The 14,094-nt window shown below is 71.2% G+C and carries 12 protein-coding genes; 6 read left to right on the top strand and 6 right to left on the bottom strand.

Features of this window, described 5'->3' with window-relative positions; genetic code table 11:
- From GZ67_RS0101765 to paaZ, 5 genes are all read left to right on the top strand, one after another.
- Positions 1-919, top strand: a 919-nt coding sequence (locus tag GZ67_RS0101765; RefSeq protein WP_029273737.1) for a dihydrolipoamide acetyltransferase family protein, incomplete at its 5' end; no start/stop codon positions are given.
- A gap of 126 nt (positions 920-1,045) precedes the next feature.
- Positions 1,046-2,236 (top strand): thiolase family protein, encoded by a 1,191-nt coding sequence (locus tag GZ67_RS0101770; protein WP_029262370.1) that lies wholly within the window; start codon positions 1,046-1,048, stop codon positions 2,234-2,236.
- Positions 2,236-2,991, top strand: coding sequence for an enoyl-CoA hydratase/isomerase family protein (locus tag GZ67_RS0101775; protein ID WP_029262369.1), 756 nt, complete (start codon positions 2,236-2,238; stop codon positions 2,989-2,991). Before GZ67_RS0101770 ends, GZ67_RS0101775 begins: the two co-directional genes overlap by 1 nt.
- Positions 2,988-3,857, top strand: a complete 870-nt coding sequence (locus GZ67_RS0101780) for a 3-hydroxyacyl-CoA dehydrogenase family protein (RefSeq protein WP_029262368.1) — start codon at positions 2,988-2,990, stop codon at positions 3,855-3,857. Before GZ67_RS0101775 ends, GZ67_RS0101780 begins: the two co-directional genes overlap by 4 nt.
- Before the next feature lie 11 nt (positions 3,858-3,868).
- A complete protein-coding gene (gene paaZ, locus GZ67_RS0101785) occupies positions 3,869-5,953 on the top strand; it encodes a phenylacetic acid degradation bifunctional protein PaaZ (protein WP_029262367.1) in 2,085 nt (694 codons plus the stop codon).
- A gap of 22 nt (positions 5,954-5,975) precedes the next feature.
- Here paaZ and GZ67_RS0101790 read toward each other — a convergent pair whose 3' ends face one another.
- From GZ67_RS0101790 to dhaK, 6 genes are all read right to left on the bottom strand, one after another.
- Positions 5,976-6,620 (bottom strand): TetR/AcrR family transcriptional regulator, encoded by a 645-nt coding sequence (locus GZ67_RS0101790; RefSeq protein WP_029262366.1) that lies wholly within the window; start codon positions 6,618-6,620, stop codon positions 5,976-5,978.
- A gap of 51 nt (positions 6,621-6,671) precedes the next feature.
- Complete coding sequence (paaI, locus tag GZ67_RS0101795; RefSeq protein ID WP_029262365.1) at positions 6,672-7,100, bottom strand: hydroxyphenylacetyl-CoA thioesterase PaaI; 429 nt, start codon at positions 7,098-7,100, stop codon at positions 6,672-6,674.
- Positions 7,101-7,212: 112 nt separating this feature from the next.
- Positions 7,213-8,508 carry a sensor domain-containing protein gene (locus tag GZ67_RS0101800; RefSeq protein WP_029262364.1) on the bottom strand — a complete coding sequence of 432 codons (1,296 nt, stop codon included), beginning with the start codon at positions 8,506-8,508 and terminating at the stop codon, positions 7,213-7,215.
- A 148-nt stretch (positions 8,509-8,656) separates the two neighbouring features.
- Complete coding sequence (gene ptsP / locus GZ67_RS0101805) at positions 8,657-11,161, bottom strand: phosphoenolpyruvate--protein phosphotransferase (protein ID WP_081859845.1); 2,505 nt, start codon at positions 11,159-11,161, stop codon at positions 8,657-8,659.
- Positions 11,158-11,802, bottom strand: coding sequence for a dihydroxyacetone kinase subunit DhaL (dhaL, locus tag GZ67_RS0101810; RefSeq protein WP_029262362.1), 645 nt, complete (start codon positions 11,800-11,802; stop codon positions 11,158-11,160). Before dhaL ends, ptsP begins: the two co-directional genes overlap by 4 nt.
- A complete protein-coding gene (gene dhaK, locus GZ67_RS0101815; RefSeq protein ID WP_029262361.1) occupies positions 11,802-12,794 on the bottom strand; it encodes a dihydroxyacetone kinase subunit DhaK in 993 nt (330 codons plus the stop codon). The genes dhaL and dhaK overlap by 1 nt, the downstream gene beginning before the upstream one ends.
- A 158-nt stretch (positions 12,795-12,952) precedes the next feature.
- On the opposite strand from dhaK, the gene GZ67_RS0101820 reads away from it, so the two are divergent.
- Positions 12,953-13,720 carry an IclR family transcriptional regulator gene (locus GZ67_RS0101820; protein WP_029262360.1) on the top strand — a complete coding sequence of 256 codons (768 nt, stop codon included), beginning with the start codon at positions 12,953-12,955 and terminating at the stop codon, positions 13,718-13,720.
- The last annotated feature ends 374 nt before the right edge of the window (positions 13,721-14,094 follow it).

The raw sequence follows: 14,094 nt of genomic DNA on the forward strand, positions 1-14,094 counted from the left end.
CCCTGCCCTCGCCGCGTCCGTCCGCCGCCCGGTGGCCGTGCGCTCCCCCCTCGTCCGTCGCCTCGCCCGCGATCTCGGCCTCGACGTGCACACGATCGCCGCGACCGGCCCGGACGGGGCGATCACCCGCGCCGACGTGCTGCAGGCCGCTGTCGAGAACGCCGTCGACGGCGCCGCCGCGCATCACCGCGCCACGAACGGGACGGGTGAGTCCGTCGACGCGCTCGACGTCGTCTCCCGCGAGCGCATGTCGCCGTTGCGGCGCGCGGTCAGCGCGAAGCTCACGCGCAGTCGCACCGAGATCCCCGAGGCCACCGTCTGGGTCGACGTCGATGCCACGTCCCTATGGGACCTCCGCGCGCAGATGGCCCCGGAGGGCGGCAAGGCCCCCTCGGTCACGGCACTGTTCGCGCGCTTCGTCCTGCTCGCCCTCGAGGACTACCCCGTGCTGGCCTCGCGACTCGACGAGAGCGGCGAGGAGCTGATCTCGTTCGACGGCGTGAACCTCGGGATCGCGGCGGACACCGAACGCGGACTCCTGGTCCCCGTCGTCCCCCGTGCGCACGCCCTCACCGTGGAGCAGCTCGATGCGGCACTGCGCGAGCTCACCGCCACGGCCAGAGCAGGCACGATGCCGCCGGAACGCCTGCGCGGCTCGACCTTCACCCTCAACAACTACGGCGGGTTGGGTGTCGACGGCTCGGCGGCGATCATCAACCACCCGGACGTCGCCATCCTCGGCATCGGCCGGATCATCGAGCGGCCGTGGGTCGTCGACGGGGCGATCGTCGCGCGTCGTATCGTGCAGCTGTCGCTCGCGTTCGACCATCGCGTCTGCGACGGCGGGTACGCGGCGGGATTCCTGCGGCGCGTCACCGAGCTCATCGAGCATCCGCTGCGCGCGTTCGTGCGGGTCTGAGACCGCCCGAAGCCCCTCGGGCCGACGCGGCGCGTGTGCCATAATTACCATACGATCGGTCAGTAATTCCTGGCCATGCGAGAGGGCGACGACCCCTCGCCGAGACGACGAAGTCAGGAGATCCGCATGACCGAGGCATTCCTCGTCGGAGGGGCGCGCACCCCGGTCGGGCGCTACGGCGGCGCGCTGGCCACCGTCCGCCCCGACGACCTGGCCTCGATCGTGGTGGCCGAGGCCGTGCGCCGGGCCGGCATCGACCCGACGCGAATCGACATCGACGAGGTGATCCTGGGGGCGGCGAACCAGGCCGGCGAGGACAACCGCAACGTCGCCCGGATGGCGGTGCTGCTCGCCGGGCTCCCCGACAGCGTTCCGGGCATCACGGTGAACCGGCTCTGCGCTTCGGGCATGTCCGCCGTGACCATGGCCGCGCAGGCGATCCGCGCGGGCGATGCCGACCTCATCGTCGCCGGCGGCGTCGAGTCCATGACCCGTGCGCCCTGGGTGCAGGCCAAGCCCGAGAAGGCCTGGTCCAAACCGGGCGCGGCCTTCGACACCTCGATCGGCTGGCGCTTCCCGAACCCCCGCCTCGTCGCCCGCGACAAGGCGACCTTCTCGATGCCCGAGACCGCGGAGGAGGTCGCACGGATCGACAGGATCACGCGTGACGAGGCCGACGCCTTCGCCCTCCGCTCGCAGCAACGCGCCGCCGCCGCGATCGCGACCGGACGCTTCGCCCCCGAGATCGTCGGCGTGCCGACCGCGGCCGGAGAGGTGCGGGTCGACGAGGGCCCACGGCCCGAGACCACGCTCGAGGCGCTCGCCCGACTGCGCCCCGTGGTCGCCGGCGGCCAGGTCGTGACGGCCGGGAACTCCAGCGCCCTCAACGACGGCGCCTCGGCGATCGTCGTGGCGAGCGCCGAGGCGGTCGAGCGCCATGGTCTCGTGCCCCGCGCCCGGATCGTCGTCGGCACCAGCGCCGGTCTCGCACCGGAGGTCATGGGCCTCGGCCCGGTGCCCGCGACGCAGAAGGCGCTCCGCCGCGCCGGACTCACCATCGACGACATCGGCTCCGTCGAGCTCAACGAGGCGTTCGCCACGCAGTCGATCGCCTGCATCCGCCGTCTCGGCCTCGACGATGAGCGCGTCAATGCCGACGGCGGGGCCATCGCCCTCGGCCATCCGCTCGGCTCGTCCGGCTCCCGCCTGCTGGTCACACTGCTCGGGCGCATGGAGCGCGAGGGCTCGCGGTACGGACTCGCGACGATGTGCGTGGGCGTCGGTCAGGGTGCGGCCGTGATCCTGGAGAAGGTGTGATGCCCGGCCCGGCGAATCCCGAAGAGCCGTTGCTCGTCGAGCGGCACCCCGACCGTGTGGTCGCCACTCTCCACCGTCCGCACAAGCGCAACGCGATCGACCAGGCCACGATCGATGCCCTGCACCTGCTCTGCGCCGAACTCGAAGAGACGCCGCGAACCCTGATCCTCGTCGGCGCCGACGGCGTCTTCGCGGCGGGCGCCGACATCGCCGAGCTGCGCGAACGCCGGGCCGCCGACGCGCTGCGCGGCATCAACGCGCACGCCTTCGTCCGGGTCGCCGAGCTGCCGATGCCGGTCATCGCAGCGATCGACGGCTATGCCCTGGGAGGCGGCGCCGAACTCGCCTACGCCGCAGACATCCGCATCGCCACACCCGCACTCGCGATCGGCAACCCGGAGACGGGCCTCGGCATCCTCGCCGCCGCCGGCGCGAGCTGGCGGCTGAAGGAGATCGTCGGCGACGCCAGGGCGATCGAGCTGCTGCTCACCGGGCGCACGGTGAGGGCCGAGGAGGCGCTGCGCATCGGTCTCGTCTCGGCGATCCACGACCCCGAGGAACTGCTGGCTGCGGCCGAGGCGATCGCCGACCGGATCGCCCGCAACGACCCGGCCGCCACCATCGCGACGAAACGGGTGTTCCGCGCGCCCCGCGACCGCCACCCCGCCGCCGATCTGGAAGCCCAGGCCGAGCTCTTCGAGAGCCCGGAGAAGTTCCGACGCATGACCGACTTCCTGGAACGGAGAGACCGATGACCGAGGCCACGCCCCACGATCCCGCGCACGTCGGGGTGCTCGGCGGCGGGCGCATGGGCGCCGGCATCGCCCACGCGTTCCTGCTGGCGGGTTCGCGCGTGACCGTCGTCGAACGCGATGCGGATGCTGCCGAGGCTGCCGCGCACCGCGTGCTCGAGTCGGTCGATGCCTCGATCGCCCGCGGCACCGCGGCCGAACCGGGAGACGCGTACCGTTCACGCTTCGACACGGGCACGGAGGTCGCGCTGTTCGCGCCGTGCGACCTCGTCGTGGAAGCCGTGCCCGAGGATCTGGCCTTGAAGGTCGACGCCCTCACTCGCGTCGAAGCGCAGATCGGACCGGACGCCGTCCTCGCCTCGAACACCTCGTCGATCTCGATCGATGAGCTCGCCGCAGTGCTGGACCGTCCGTCGCGCTTCCTCGGAATGCACTTCTTCAACCCGGTGCCCGCGTCCACCCTGGTCGAGATCGTGCGCGGCACGGCCACCGCTCCCCCGCTCGTCGACGATGCGAGGGCCTGGGTGCACGCCCTCGGCAAGACGCCGATCGTCGTGGCCGATGCCCCCGGGTTCGCGTCGTCGAGACTCGGCGTCGCGATCGGCCTGGAGGCGATCCGCATGCTCGAAGAGGGCGTCGCCTCCGCCGAAGACATCGACGCCGCGATGACCTTGGGCTACAAGCATCCGGTCGGGCCGCTCCGCCTCACCGACATCGTCGGGCTCGACGTGCGGCTCGGCATCTCCGAATACCTCGCCGCGAACCTCGGCGAACGCTTCGAACCGCCGGCTCTGCTGCGCCGCCTCGTCGCCGAGGGCCACCTCGGACGCAAGAGCGGACGCGGCTTCTACGAATGGGACGTCTCATGAAGGGAACTGACATGACCGAGATCCTCCCCAGCTACCTGCAGGGATCCTGGTGGTCGCCGGCTGCCGACGCCGAGGCGACCGAGGTGCGCGACGCCTCGACGGGCGAGATCGTCGCCCGCGTGTCGACCGAGGGCATCGACCTCTCGGCGGCTCTCGCCTACGCCCGCACCGCGGGGCAGGCTTCGCTCGGTGAGCTGACCTTCCACCAGCGCGCGGTGCGGCTCAAGCAGCTCGCGCTCGCGCTCACGGAGCGCAAGGCCGAGCTGTACGAGATCTCGAGCCGCACGGGCGCGACCGCGCAGGACTCGTGGGTCGACATCGACGGCGGCATCGGGGTGCTGTTCGCATACTCCAGCAAGGGCCGGCGGGAGCTGCCGAATGCGAAGGTCTACGTCGACGGCGCGGTGGAGAACCTGTCCAGGGACGGCTCGTTCCTCGGGCGCCACATCTACACCCGGCTCCCCGGCGTCGCGGTGCAGATCAACGCCTTCAACTTCCCGGTCTGGGGGTCGCTGGAGAAGTTCGCGCCCGCTTTCCTCGCCGGTGTGCCGACCGTCGTGAAGCCCGCGACGCCGACCGGGTACCTGGCCGAGGCGATGGTGCGGATCATGGTCGAGTCCGGCCTGCTGCCCGAGGGGTCGCTGCAACTCGTCTCGGGCAGCATTCCCGGTATCTTCGACGAGCTGCGGCTCGGTGATCTGGTGGCCTTCACCGGATCGGCGTCGACCGCGGAGGGGCTGCGCGCCCACGATGCGGTACAGACCGGCGGCGTGCGCTTCACGAGCGAGACCGACTCCATCAACGCGTCCATCCTCGGGACGGACGCCGTCGCGGGCACGCCGGAGTTCGACGCCTACGTCAAGCAGCTCGTGGCGGAGATGACCAGCAAGGCCGGGCAGAAGTGCACGGCGATCCGACGCGCGATCGTGCCGGCCGGCACCGTCGACGACGTGATCGGCGCCGTGCGGGCACGGCTGTCCGAACGCATCGTGCTCGGCGACCCCCGGGCGGAGGGCGTCACGATGGGGCCGCTGGCCTCGACCGCGCAGCGTGACGAGGTGCTGCGCCAGGTGGCACGGCTGCAGGACGGCGGCGGCGAGCTGGTCATCGGCTCGACCGACGCTCCGGACGTGCGGCACGGCGACGGAACGGAGGGGCCCTCTCCGGATGGCGCCTTCCTCGCGCCGATGCTGCTGCGCTTCTCCGACCCGGAGAGCGCGGCGGTCAACGAGATCGAGGCGTTCGGCCCGGTCTCGAGCATCGTCGGCTATCGCACCCTCGACGAGGCGAGCGCCCTGGTCGCGCGCGGCGGCGGCTCGCTGGTCACCAGCGTCGTCACGCACGACCCCGAGGTCGCCGTCGCGCTCGCCACGGGCATGGCCGCCTACAACGGACGAGTGCTGTTCCTCGATCGCGACGACGCCCGCAGCTCGACGGGTCACGGCTCGCCGCTGCCGAACCTCGTGCACGGCGGCCCCGGTCGCGCCGGCGGCGGTGAGGAGCTCGGCGGCATCCGCGCGGTGCTGCACCACATGCAGCGCACCGCGGTGCAGGGTTCCCCTGCGATGCTGACCGCCCTCACCGGGGTCTGGCATCAGGGCACGGTGGCGCGTCCGTACCAGGAGAGCGGCGGCGTGCACCCCTTCCGTAAGTCGCTGGCCGAGCTGCGGATCGGCGATCAGGTCGCGAGCGGCTCGCGCACGGTGACGCTCGAGGACATCGAGACGTTCGCGGCGTTCACCGGCGACACCTTCTATGCGCACATGGACGAGGCCTCCGCGGCGGCGAACCCGTTCTTCCCCGGTCGCGTCGCCCACGGCTACCTGCTCGTGTCGTGGGCTGCCGGCCTCTTCGTCGACCCGGCGCCCGGTCCCGTCCTCGCGAACTCGGGCTTGGAGAACCTGCGCTTCCTGACCCCGGTCTCCCCCGGCGACGAGATCCGCGTCGAGCTCACCGCCAAGCAGATCACCCCGCGTGAGACGGACGAGTACGGCGAGGTGCGATGGGACTCGGTGCTGAAGAATCAGCGCGACGAGATCGTCGCCACGTACGACGTGCTCACCCTCGTCGCGAAGGAGCAGGACGCGGCGGCCTGAGTCGCCCCCGCGTGCGCGCCGGTCAGGAGACCGGGGCGCTCGCGGGATCGTCGGATCGTCGGCGCAAACCGTCGAGGGCGATGGCGACGACGTCGTCGGCGAGCCGATCCGCGCCCTCGCGTCCGCCCGGTCGGTACCACTCCACGATCGAGTTGATCATTCCGAACGCCAGGCGGGCCACGACGCTGGCGTCGATGTCGGCGCGCAGCGTACCTTCGGCCTGTGCTTCCGAGACGAGCGCGGTGATCCGGCGGTCGAACGCGCGACGTCGAGTGAGCGCACGGCGCTCGACATCGGTGTTGCCGCGCACTCGCAGCAGGAGCGTCACGGCGGGGAGCTGGTCCACCAGCACGTGGACGGCACCCCGGAGGACGTGCTCGAGGCGGGCGACCGCGCGGGAATCGTCACGATCGACGGTGGCCGGGAGCGGGTCGTCCACCACGGCCTCGAGCCCCCCGAGCGCGGCGTCGAGGGCGAGGTCGAGCATCTCGTCCTTCGATCCGAAGTGATGGTAGATCGCCGACTTCGACAGGCCGAGCCGCTCGGCCAGCATGCCGATCGAGGTCGCGTCGTACCCGTGCTCGTTGAATGCGGCGACGGCGACCGCGAGGATGCCCTGCTGGTCGTACCCGGGGCGGCCTCGTCGCGTGCTCTGCATCTCGGACATCCCCACAGTCTCGCATCGGATCGCGCTGTCGGCCGGGAGCGGCAGCACGGGTCAGTAGGTCTGGTCGGTGGTGCGCGAGCGACCACGGAACTCCGCGACCGGATCGCCGAGTTCGTCGACGACCGTCACGTCGTAGATGCCGGAGCGGCCGCTGCGGGTGCGCCGCACGGCCGTCGCGGTCAGCGTCTGTCCGGAGACGGTGGATTTCAGGAAGGAGATGTCGGCGCCCGCAGCCACCGTGACCCGATCGTCCTCGTTGCAGGCGATCGCGAAGGCCGTGTCGGCCAGGGCGAAGACGAAACCGCCATGGGTGATGTGGAACCCGTTGGTCATGTCGTCGCGCACGCGCATCGAGACCACGGCGTGTCCGGGATCATCGCGTTCGACGACGAGGCCCAGCGAGGCGGACGCACGATCGCGCTCCATCATGGCGCGGTTGGGGCGCACGGCGTCCGTGGCCCGCGGCGTCGCATCCGTCATCGTCGACCTCCTCGTCGCGCGGATGCCACCGCAGCAGCGCCCGACAGGCCCATACTAACTGACCGCTCGGTCGGTAAAAAAGGGTGGTCCGCGGCGGCTCGCCGCACGCGGGTCAGCCGAAGACCAGCGGCTTTGCGAGCGTGGCGTCGTCGACCGTGATGCCGGTGATCACCGCGGCGGGGTCTGCCGTCGAGTCGCGATCCAGGCGGAACCGCATGACGACCCCCTCGCGGCTGGACCACTCGTAAAAGTACTCGCCCGACGAGATGATGCGCAGTGCCGTCCCCTCGGGGAAGGCAGCTGCCGCGGCGCTGACCGGATCTCCGATTCGCACACCACCGGCGGACGGAAGCGACGCGCCCTCATGAGTCGGCTCGCCCGCGACGTTCCCGATGCCGACGGACACGGCGGAGACGACGCTCGTGCCCTCCTGCGTCCAGAGCAGCAGCGAGGCCGATTCATCGGGCGAGGTCAGACGCGTCGTTCCACCCACCCACTCGGGCTTGTCGACCCGAGCTCCGGGGACCGCGGCGATCGCCTCATCGAGCTCGACGCCCAGGCGCACGGGGCCGACCCCCGCCGTCGTGATCTCCCACTCGCTCCAGGGCGCCGCGGGGTCAGCTGCGGGGACGTCCACCGGAACCGGCGGGTTCTCCGTCAGCTCGTCGATCAGCTTCGCCCTCGCCTCGCTCGCGCGATCACGCAGCTGGGCTGCAGCGGCCTCGGTGTCGAACGCGGGTTCCCCCGTGAAGGGCTGCCACATCTCGACGACCACGTTTCCGACCGAGGAGTAGGTCTTGTAGAGGGAGTGACCGTCGCCGCCCGGGTAGGTGAGGACCAGGGATCCGGCGATGGCGCGGACGCCCCCGTCGCCCTCGGCCGTCGACGAGGCGAAGGAAGAAGGCGCCCCGCCGACGGTGAACTCACCGCACTGCTCCGCGGCTTGGGCGTACTGGTCCATGCGCGCCGTGGCGGCCGCTTCATCGGCGAACTGCATCACGTGGAGCCAGCCGTCTCGCCCTTCGGAAACGGTCGTCGTCCACGTGACGGACCGCGCACCGATGGAGCCCAGCGAGGCCTCGGCGTAGACCGCGTTGCAGATGGAGGGATCCGGCTCGTAGCCGCCCCCGTCGGACACCTGGATCAGGGAGGGCACCGCCGGGCTGACGTCACCCACATCGGGAAGCAGACCGGAGATCTCCTCGGCACTCAGCAGGAACCAGTCCAGCTCGTCGCCGACGAAGGCGATGGGTCCGGCATACGGGTCGGGAGCCGGGGATTCCGGCGCGGCCGTGGGCTCGGGTGTGGGCGTGGACTGCGGAGTCGGAGCGCACCCGGAAAGAGCCGCCAATGCCCCGACCGCGACCACACCGATCAGGCCCTGCACGAACGTCCTCGACCGCGACATGTCCCACTCCGATCCACACTCGGCGCCGGCATCGGCGCACCCCCGTGCAGCCGAGCCTAGAGCCTCGCCCCGGGCATCTGAGGCGCTCGTTCCACGTCGAGATCAGAATGAGATTCTGCACATGCCGGAGCACGCATATGCGGTGCGATCACCGAGCATCGGCACGCTGCAGAGCGGCGGCGCCCACGGCTCTGGCCTCGTCCGCGGTGGCGGCCTCGAGCACGACCTCGGCGGCGCGACGGCACTCCTCCTCAGTCACATCGCGGAGCGCCTCCGCGACTCGTCCGAGCGACCTCGGGGTCATCGAGAGCGAGGTGGCCCCGAGCCCCACGAGCACCGGAGCGAGGGTCGGATCGCCGCCCGCCTCTCCGCAGACACCCACCGGCTTCCCCGCCGCACGCCCCGCCGCTCCGACCATGCCGATCAGGCGCAGCACCGCGGGCTGCCACGGATCGTTCAGATCACCCAGGTCGCTGAGCAGCCGATCGGCGGCGAGCGTGTACTGCGCGAGGTCGTTGGTTCCGAGGCTCACGAAGTCGACCACCTCGAACAGCTCGGCCGCGAGAAGCGCCGCCGACGGCGTCTCGATCATGATGCCGACCCGGCTGATCCCCGCCGCACGCGCGCGCTCGGCGAACGCCCTGGCCTCTTCGACGGTGGCCACCATCGGGGCCATCACCTCGACCTCGGCCGACTCCGCGGTGGCGGCGAGCGCGAGTGCTCGCAGCTGGTCGTCGAGCAACTGCGGCCGGCGGCGCGCGATCCGGAGCCCCCGCACGCCGAGTGCCGGATTGTCCTCGTCGTCGGAGTTCGCGAACGGGAGGGGCTTGTCGCTCCCCGCGTCCAGTGTGCGCACGACGACCTTGCGATCGGTGAATGCGGCCAGGACACCGCGGTAGGCGGCGGTCTGCTCCTCGACCGTCGGCGCTTCGGTCCGGTCGAGGAAGCAGAACTCGGTACGGAACAGACCGATGCCCTCTGCTCGTGCTGCCGCAGCGTTCACCGCGTCCGGGGCACCGCCCACGTTGGCCAGCAGCGCCACACGGTGGCCGTCGGCGAGACGCCCGGATCCGTCGAACTCCACGACGGTCGCGGCGGCCTCTGCTTCGGCGACGCGGGATGCGGGCGGATCGACCTCGACCGTGCCGCGCCCGCCGTCGACGAGGAGCGTCGAGCCGACCGGGATGCCGACCGCGCCGGTGACGCCGACGACGGCGGGAAGACCGAGCGATCGCGCGATGATCGCGGTGTGCGAAGTCGGCCCGCCCTGCTCGGTGACGAGCGCGACGCAGTGCCCTCCGGCGAGGGCCGCGGTGTCGGCGGGCGCGAGGTCGGTCGCGACGAGCACGAACGGTTCATCGCGCTCGGGCACCCCGGGCATGTCGACCTGGAGGATCTCGGCGATGATCCGGTCCCGCACGTCGCGGATGTCGGCGACACGCTCCGCCATCCGGCCCCCCAACGCGGCGACACCCTTCTCGTGCGCCGCTGCGGTCTCCCAGATCGCGCGCGCCGCACTGCGGCCCTTCGACCGGACGAGCGCCGTCGCCTCCGAGACCAGCTCGGGGTCGGAGGCCAGCAGGCGCGACGCATCGAGGATCGCCCTGGTCTCCCCCGTCGCCTGAGACGTCCGTGCGCGCAGCTGATCCGCCACGGCCACGGCGGCCCACTCGATCGCCGAGACCTCGGCGTCGCGGTCGGCCGAAGCGACGACCTCGCCCGCCTCCGGTTCGCCGACCGCCGGCGCGAGGTGCACGAGCGGTGCGGCCACGCGACCGGGACTGACACCGCGGCCCCGCAACACCGCGCCGGACGCGATGACGGGCGCCGGGGCGTCGGAGAGCGGGGCGGTGGATCCCGAGGCCGCCGCAGCCGCCGTCGGTGCTGCTTCGTCCGTCCCCTCGCCGAAGCCGTCGTCGAACAGCGCGGACAGCTTCTCCAGCACCGCGTCGGCTTCCGGGCCGCGCGCGACCAGCTCCAGTTCTTCGCCCTGCCGAGCCCCGAGTATCAGCAGTCGAGAGAGGCTCGCGGCCGGCGCGTCGGGACCGTCGGGTAGACGACGCAGCCGCACATCGGCCCCCGCCGAGGCTTCGGCGATCAGCGCGGCGGGGCGCGCATGGATGCCCAGCGGATTGCGCACCCGCACCCGTCGGACGATCTCCTCGCCGGTCGGCCCCCCATCCTCTGCGACACCGGATGTGGGCTCGGCGTCGGGCGACGGCGCCGCGTCGTCAGGCACCCCGAGTTGCCCGGTCTTCGCGCCGAGTGCGGCGGTCGCTTCCGCCGCGACCGCGTCCAGCCCGCCCCCCGCCGCGGCGGAGACGACCGCGGCGAGCAGCCCCTCCACGAACGGAGCCGGCACGAGGCGCACGGGCACGTCACTCGCACGCAGCTCGAGTGCGAGCTCGGCGCTCAGCACGGCCGATCCGAGATCCATGAGGACCAGGACGCCGTCGCAGTCCGCCGCGAGCTCGTCGATCGCGGCGGCCACCGCCACTGCATCCGTCCCGAGGATCGGCGTGCCGTCGCCGTCCACTCCCGCGCCGGCGGCGACCTGCACGCGCACCCCGCCGCCCTGCACCATCTGCAGGGCAAGCTCCAGGGCCGCCTCCCCGAGCCGCGCACTGTGGGAGACGGCGACGATGCCGATCATCCGGCGCTGCCCTCCACCGCTGCGGCGAGCGTGTCGAACAGGATCGCCGTCGATGCGGCTCCCGGATCGAGGTGCCCGGCGCTGCGTTCGCCGAGATAGCTGGCCCTGCCCTTTCGGGCGACGAGCGGGAGCGTGGCGTCGCGGCCGGCCGCCGCCGCATCCGCTGCGGTCCGGGCGGCAACGGCGACGGACGCGCCACCGGCGAGCGCGGTGTCGAGCGCATCGACGGCCGGAGCCATCGCGTCGAACATCGTCTTGTCGCCCGCCTCGGCCTTGCCTCGCGCCACGATGCCGTCGAGTCCTGCGCGCAGGGCGGCGGCGAGCGCCGGCCCGTCGAGCTCCGACACGGCACCGGCCGCCATCCCCATCCGCAGGAAGAACGTGCCGTAGAGCGGTCCGCTCGCCCCGCCCACGGAGCTCACCAGCGTCATGCCCACGGTTTTCAGCAGCTCATCGACCGTGGCCGGAGTGCTCGCCCCGAGCTTCTCGCTCACCGCGCTCATCCCGCGGGCCATGTTCGCGCCGTGGTCGGCGTCGCCGATCGCCGAGTCGAGTTCGGTGAGCCAGTCGCGCTTCTCCGTGACAGCCGCGCCGAAACGGGAGACCCAGTCGGCGAGCACAGCGGTGTCGACAGCCGCCATCACGCACCCCACCGCAGGCCGGGGGTGTTCACCGGGGCGTCCCACAGGCGCAGCAGCTCGTCATCCGCCTTGAGCACCGTGACCGAGCAGCCCGCCATGTCGAGCGAGGTGATGTAGTTGCCGACCAGGTTCCGCGCGATCTGCACCCCGGACTTCTCGAGGATCGCCGCGACCTCGGCGTACATCAGGTACAGCTCGATCAGCGGTGTCGCGCCCATGCCGTTGAGCATCACGATCGCGGGGCCCGCGGCATCGATGTCGGCGAGGATCGGCTCCACCAGCTGCCGGGCGATGTCGGATGCCGGAGCGAGCGGTTCGCGATGACGACCGGGCTCACCGTGGATGCCGATGCCGATCTCCATCTGGTCGTCGGGGAGGTCGAAGGTGGGCTTGCCCGCGGCGGGAACCGTGCAGCTGGTGAGCGCCATGCCCATCGAGCGACCCTGGCCGTTGACCTTCTTGGCGAGTTCCACGACAGCGGCGAGGTCGCGGCCCTCTTCCGCGGCGGCACCGACGATCTTCTCGAGCAGCACAGTCAGACCCACGCCGCGGCGACCTGCCGTGTACAGGGAATCCTGCACGGCGACGTCATCGTCTACCGTGATGCTGCCCACCTCGATCCCCTCCATGGAGGCGAGCTCGGCGGCCATCTCGAAGTTCAGCACGTCGCCGGTGTAGTTCTTCACGATGTGGAGCACGCCGGCCCCGCGGTCGACGGCCTTGGTGGCGACCTGGACACGGTCCGGCGTCGGGGAGGTGAAGACCTCGCCGGCCACGGCGGCATCCAACATCCCGGTGCCGACGAAGCCGCCGTGCAGGGGCTCGTGGCCCGAACCGCCACCGGACACGATGGCGACCTTGCCCTGCGCCTTGGGCGTCGCCCGCGTGATGACGTGGTTCTCCAGGTCGACCGAGAGCTCGGGGTGAGCGAGCGCGACCCCCTTCAGCGATTCGACGAGAACGTCCTCGGGGGCGTTGATGAGCTTCTTCATCGTTCGATCTCCTTTGATCCTCGGGATTTCTTTCGCGCAATCCGAAAGCAATTCGTTAATGTCGAATATGCTCGGAGCCTGCCGGGTTGTCAAGATCATCTTGAAGACCGGCACGGCACACGCACCGGCTCGACGACGCACCGGAAGGAGGCTCCCCCGTGATCCAGGCCATCGACCGCGCGGCGAAGATCCTCGAACTGCTCCAGGGAGCACGCCACCTCGGCATCACCGACCTCGCCGCAGCCCTAAGCCTGCCGCCGTCGACCGTGCACGGGATCGTGAAGTCGCTGCGATCGCACGGCCTCGTCGCGAAGGAGCGCGGTGGCCAGCGCTACATGCTCGGGCCGACGCTGCTGCGCCTGAGCAACGTGTACCTCGACACCCTCGACGTGCGTGCGCGGGCCATGCGCTGGACGCAGGAGCTCGCTCGTCGCACCGACCTCTCCGTGCGGCTCGGCGCCCCCCACTTCACCGACGTGCTCGTCATCCACCACAACCTTCGTCCCGACGACAGCCAGCAGATGCTCGAGACCGGCGTCGCCATCCCCGCGCACGCCTCCGCGATGGGCAAGGTGCTGCTCGCCTACGACCAGGGATTCCAGCAGAGCGTCTTCGAGCAGCCGCTACGCAGCCTCACGGGCGACACGATCACCGACGTCGCCCGCCTGACCCTGGAGCTGCCGGCGATCGCGGAGCGCGGCACCGCGGGCGAGTTCGATGAAGCGGTGCTGGGCGAGTCCTCGCTCGCCGCCCCCGTCGCCGACGCCTCGAACGACATCGTCGCGGCGGTCGCGGTCGTGCTGCCGACATCGCAGACGCCGGCCTCCGACGCGATCATGAACGCGCTGCGCGAGACCGCCAGGAACATCTCGCGGGAACTCGGAGCGACCTCGTGGCCGCCCCGGGTCGCGCCCGCCGACGACTGACGCCGTACGCAAAAAGTTCTGTCGTACGGCCCGCTGTCGGGCTAAGAGAGGGGCAGCTCCTGTATCCGTTCGATCGCTCGGCGCAAGCTGTCGCTCGAATCCGCGGCGGAATCCGGTCGCCATACCGTTGAAGCGAACTCGTTGAGTCGGAGTACGTACAGAGGCCCAACCTGGCCACCGTTCACTGTCACTTCCTTCCGTACCGCCGACGATCGGGATCCTGCGCACAAAGTTAGCAACGTGCGCTTTGCGTGAGGCAGAGCTTCCGGATCGGACGTGATCCTGTTGATCGGGACGCTGAAGTATTCAGCGAATCTCTCGCGATCAGCGAGCAACCACGCTTCCGACATCGAGTGGGCGATTCGAAGTGCGAA

The organism is Microbacterium sp. Cr-K20 (genome assembly GCF_000708325.1).
In the GTDB taxonomy this organism is placed as follows: domain Bacteria; phylum Actinomycetota; class Actinomycetes; order Actinomycetales; family Microbacteriaceae; genus Microbacterium.

Excerpts from the sequence above, each read along its gene's own strand:
- paaI (WP_029262365.1), bottom strand. The coding sequence starts at position 7,100 with ATGACGGATGCGACGCCGCGGGCCACGGACGCCGTGCGCCCCAACCGC.
- GZ67_RS0101800 (WP_029262364.1), bottom strand. The coding sequence starts at position 8,508 with ATGTCGCGGTCGAGGACGTTCGTGCAGGGCCTGATCGGTGTGGTCGCG.
- dhaL (WP_029262362.1), bottom strand. The coding sequence starts at position 11,802 with ATGGCGGCTGTCGACACCGCTGTGCTCGCCGACTGGGTCTCCCGTTTC.
- GZ67_RS0101780 (WP_029262368.1), top strand. The coding sequence starts at position 2,988 with ATGACCGAGGCCACGCCCCACGATCCCGCGCACGTCGGGGTGCTCGGC.
- GZ67_RS0101790 (WP_029262366.1), bottom strand. The coding sequence starts at position 6,620 with ATGTCCGAGATGCAGAGCACGCGACGAGGCCGCCCCGGGTACGACCAG.
- GZ67_RS0101770 (WP_029262370.1), top strand. The coding sequence starts at position 1,046 with ATGACCGAGGCATTCCTCGTCGGAGGGGCGCGCACCCCGGTCGGGCGC.
- dhaK (WP_029262361.1), bottom strand. The coding sequence starts at position 12,794 with ATGAAGAAGCTCATCAACGCCCCCGAGGACGTTCTCGTCGAATCGCTG.
- paaZ (WP_029262367.1), top strand. The coding sequence starts at position 3,869 with ATGACCGAGATCCTCCCCAGCTACCTGCAGGGATCCTGGTGGTCGCCG.
- GZ67_RS0101775 (WP_029262369.1), top strand. The coding sequence starts at position 2,236 with ATGCCCGGCCCGGCGAATCCCGAAGAGCCGTTGCTCGTCGAGCGGCAC.
- ptsP (WP_081859845.1), bottom strand. The coding sequence starts at position 11,161 with ATGATCGGCATCGTCGCCGTCTCCCACAGTGCGCGGCTCGGGGAGGCG.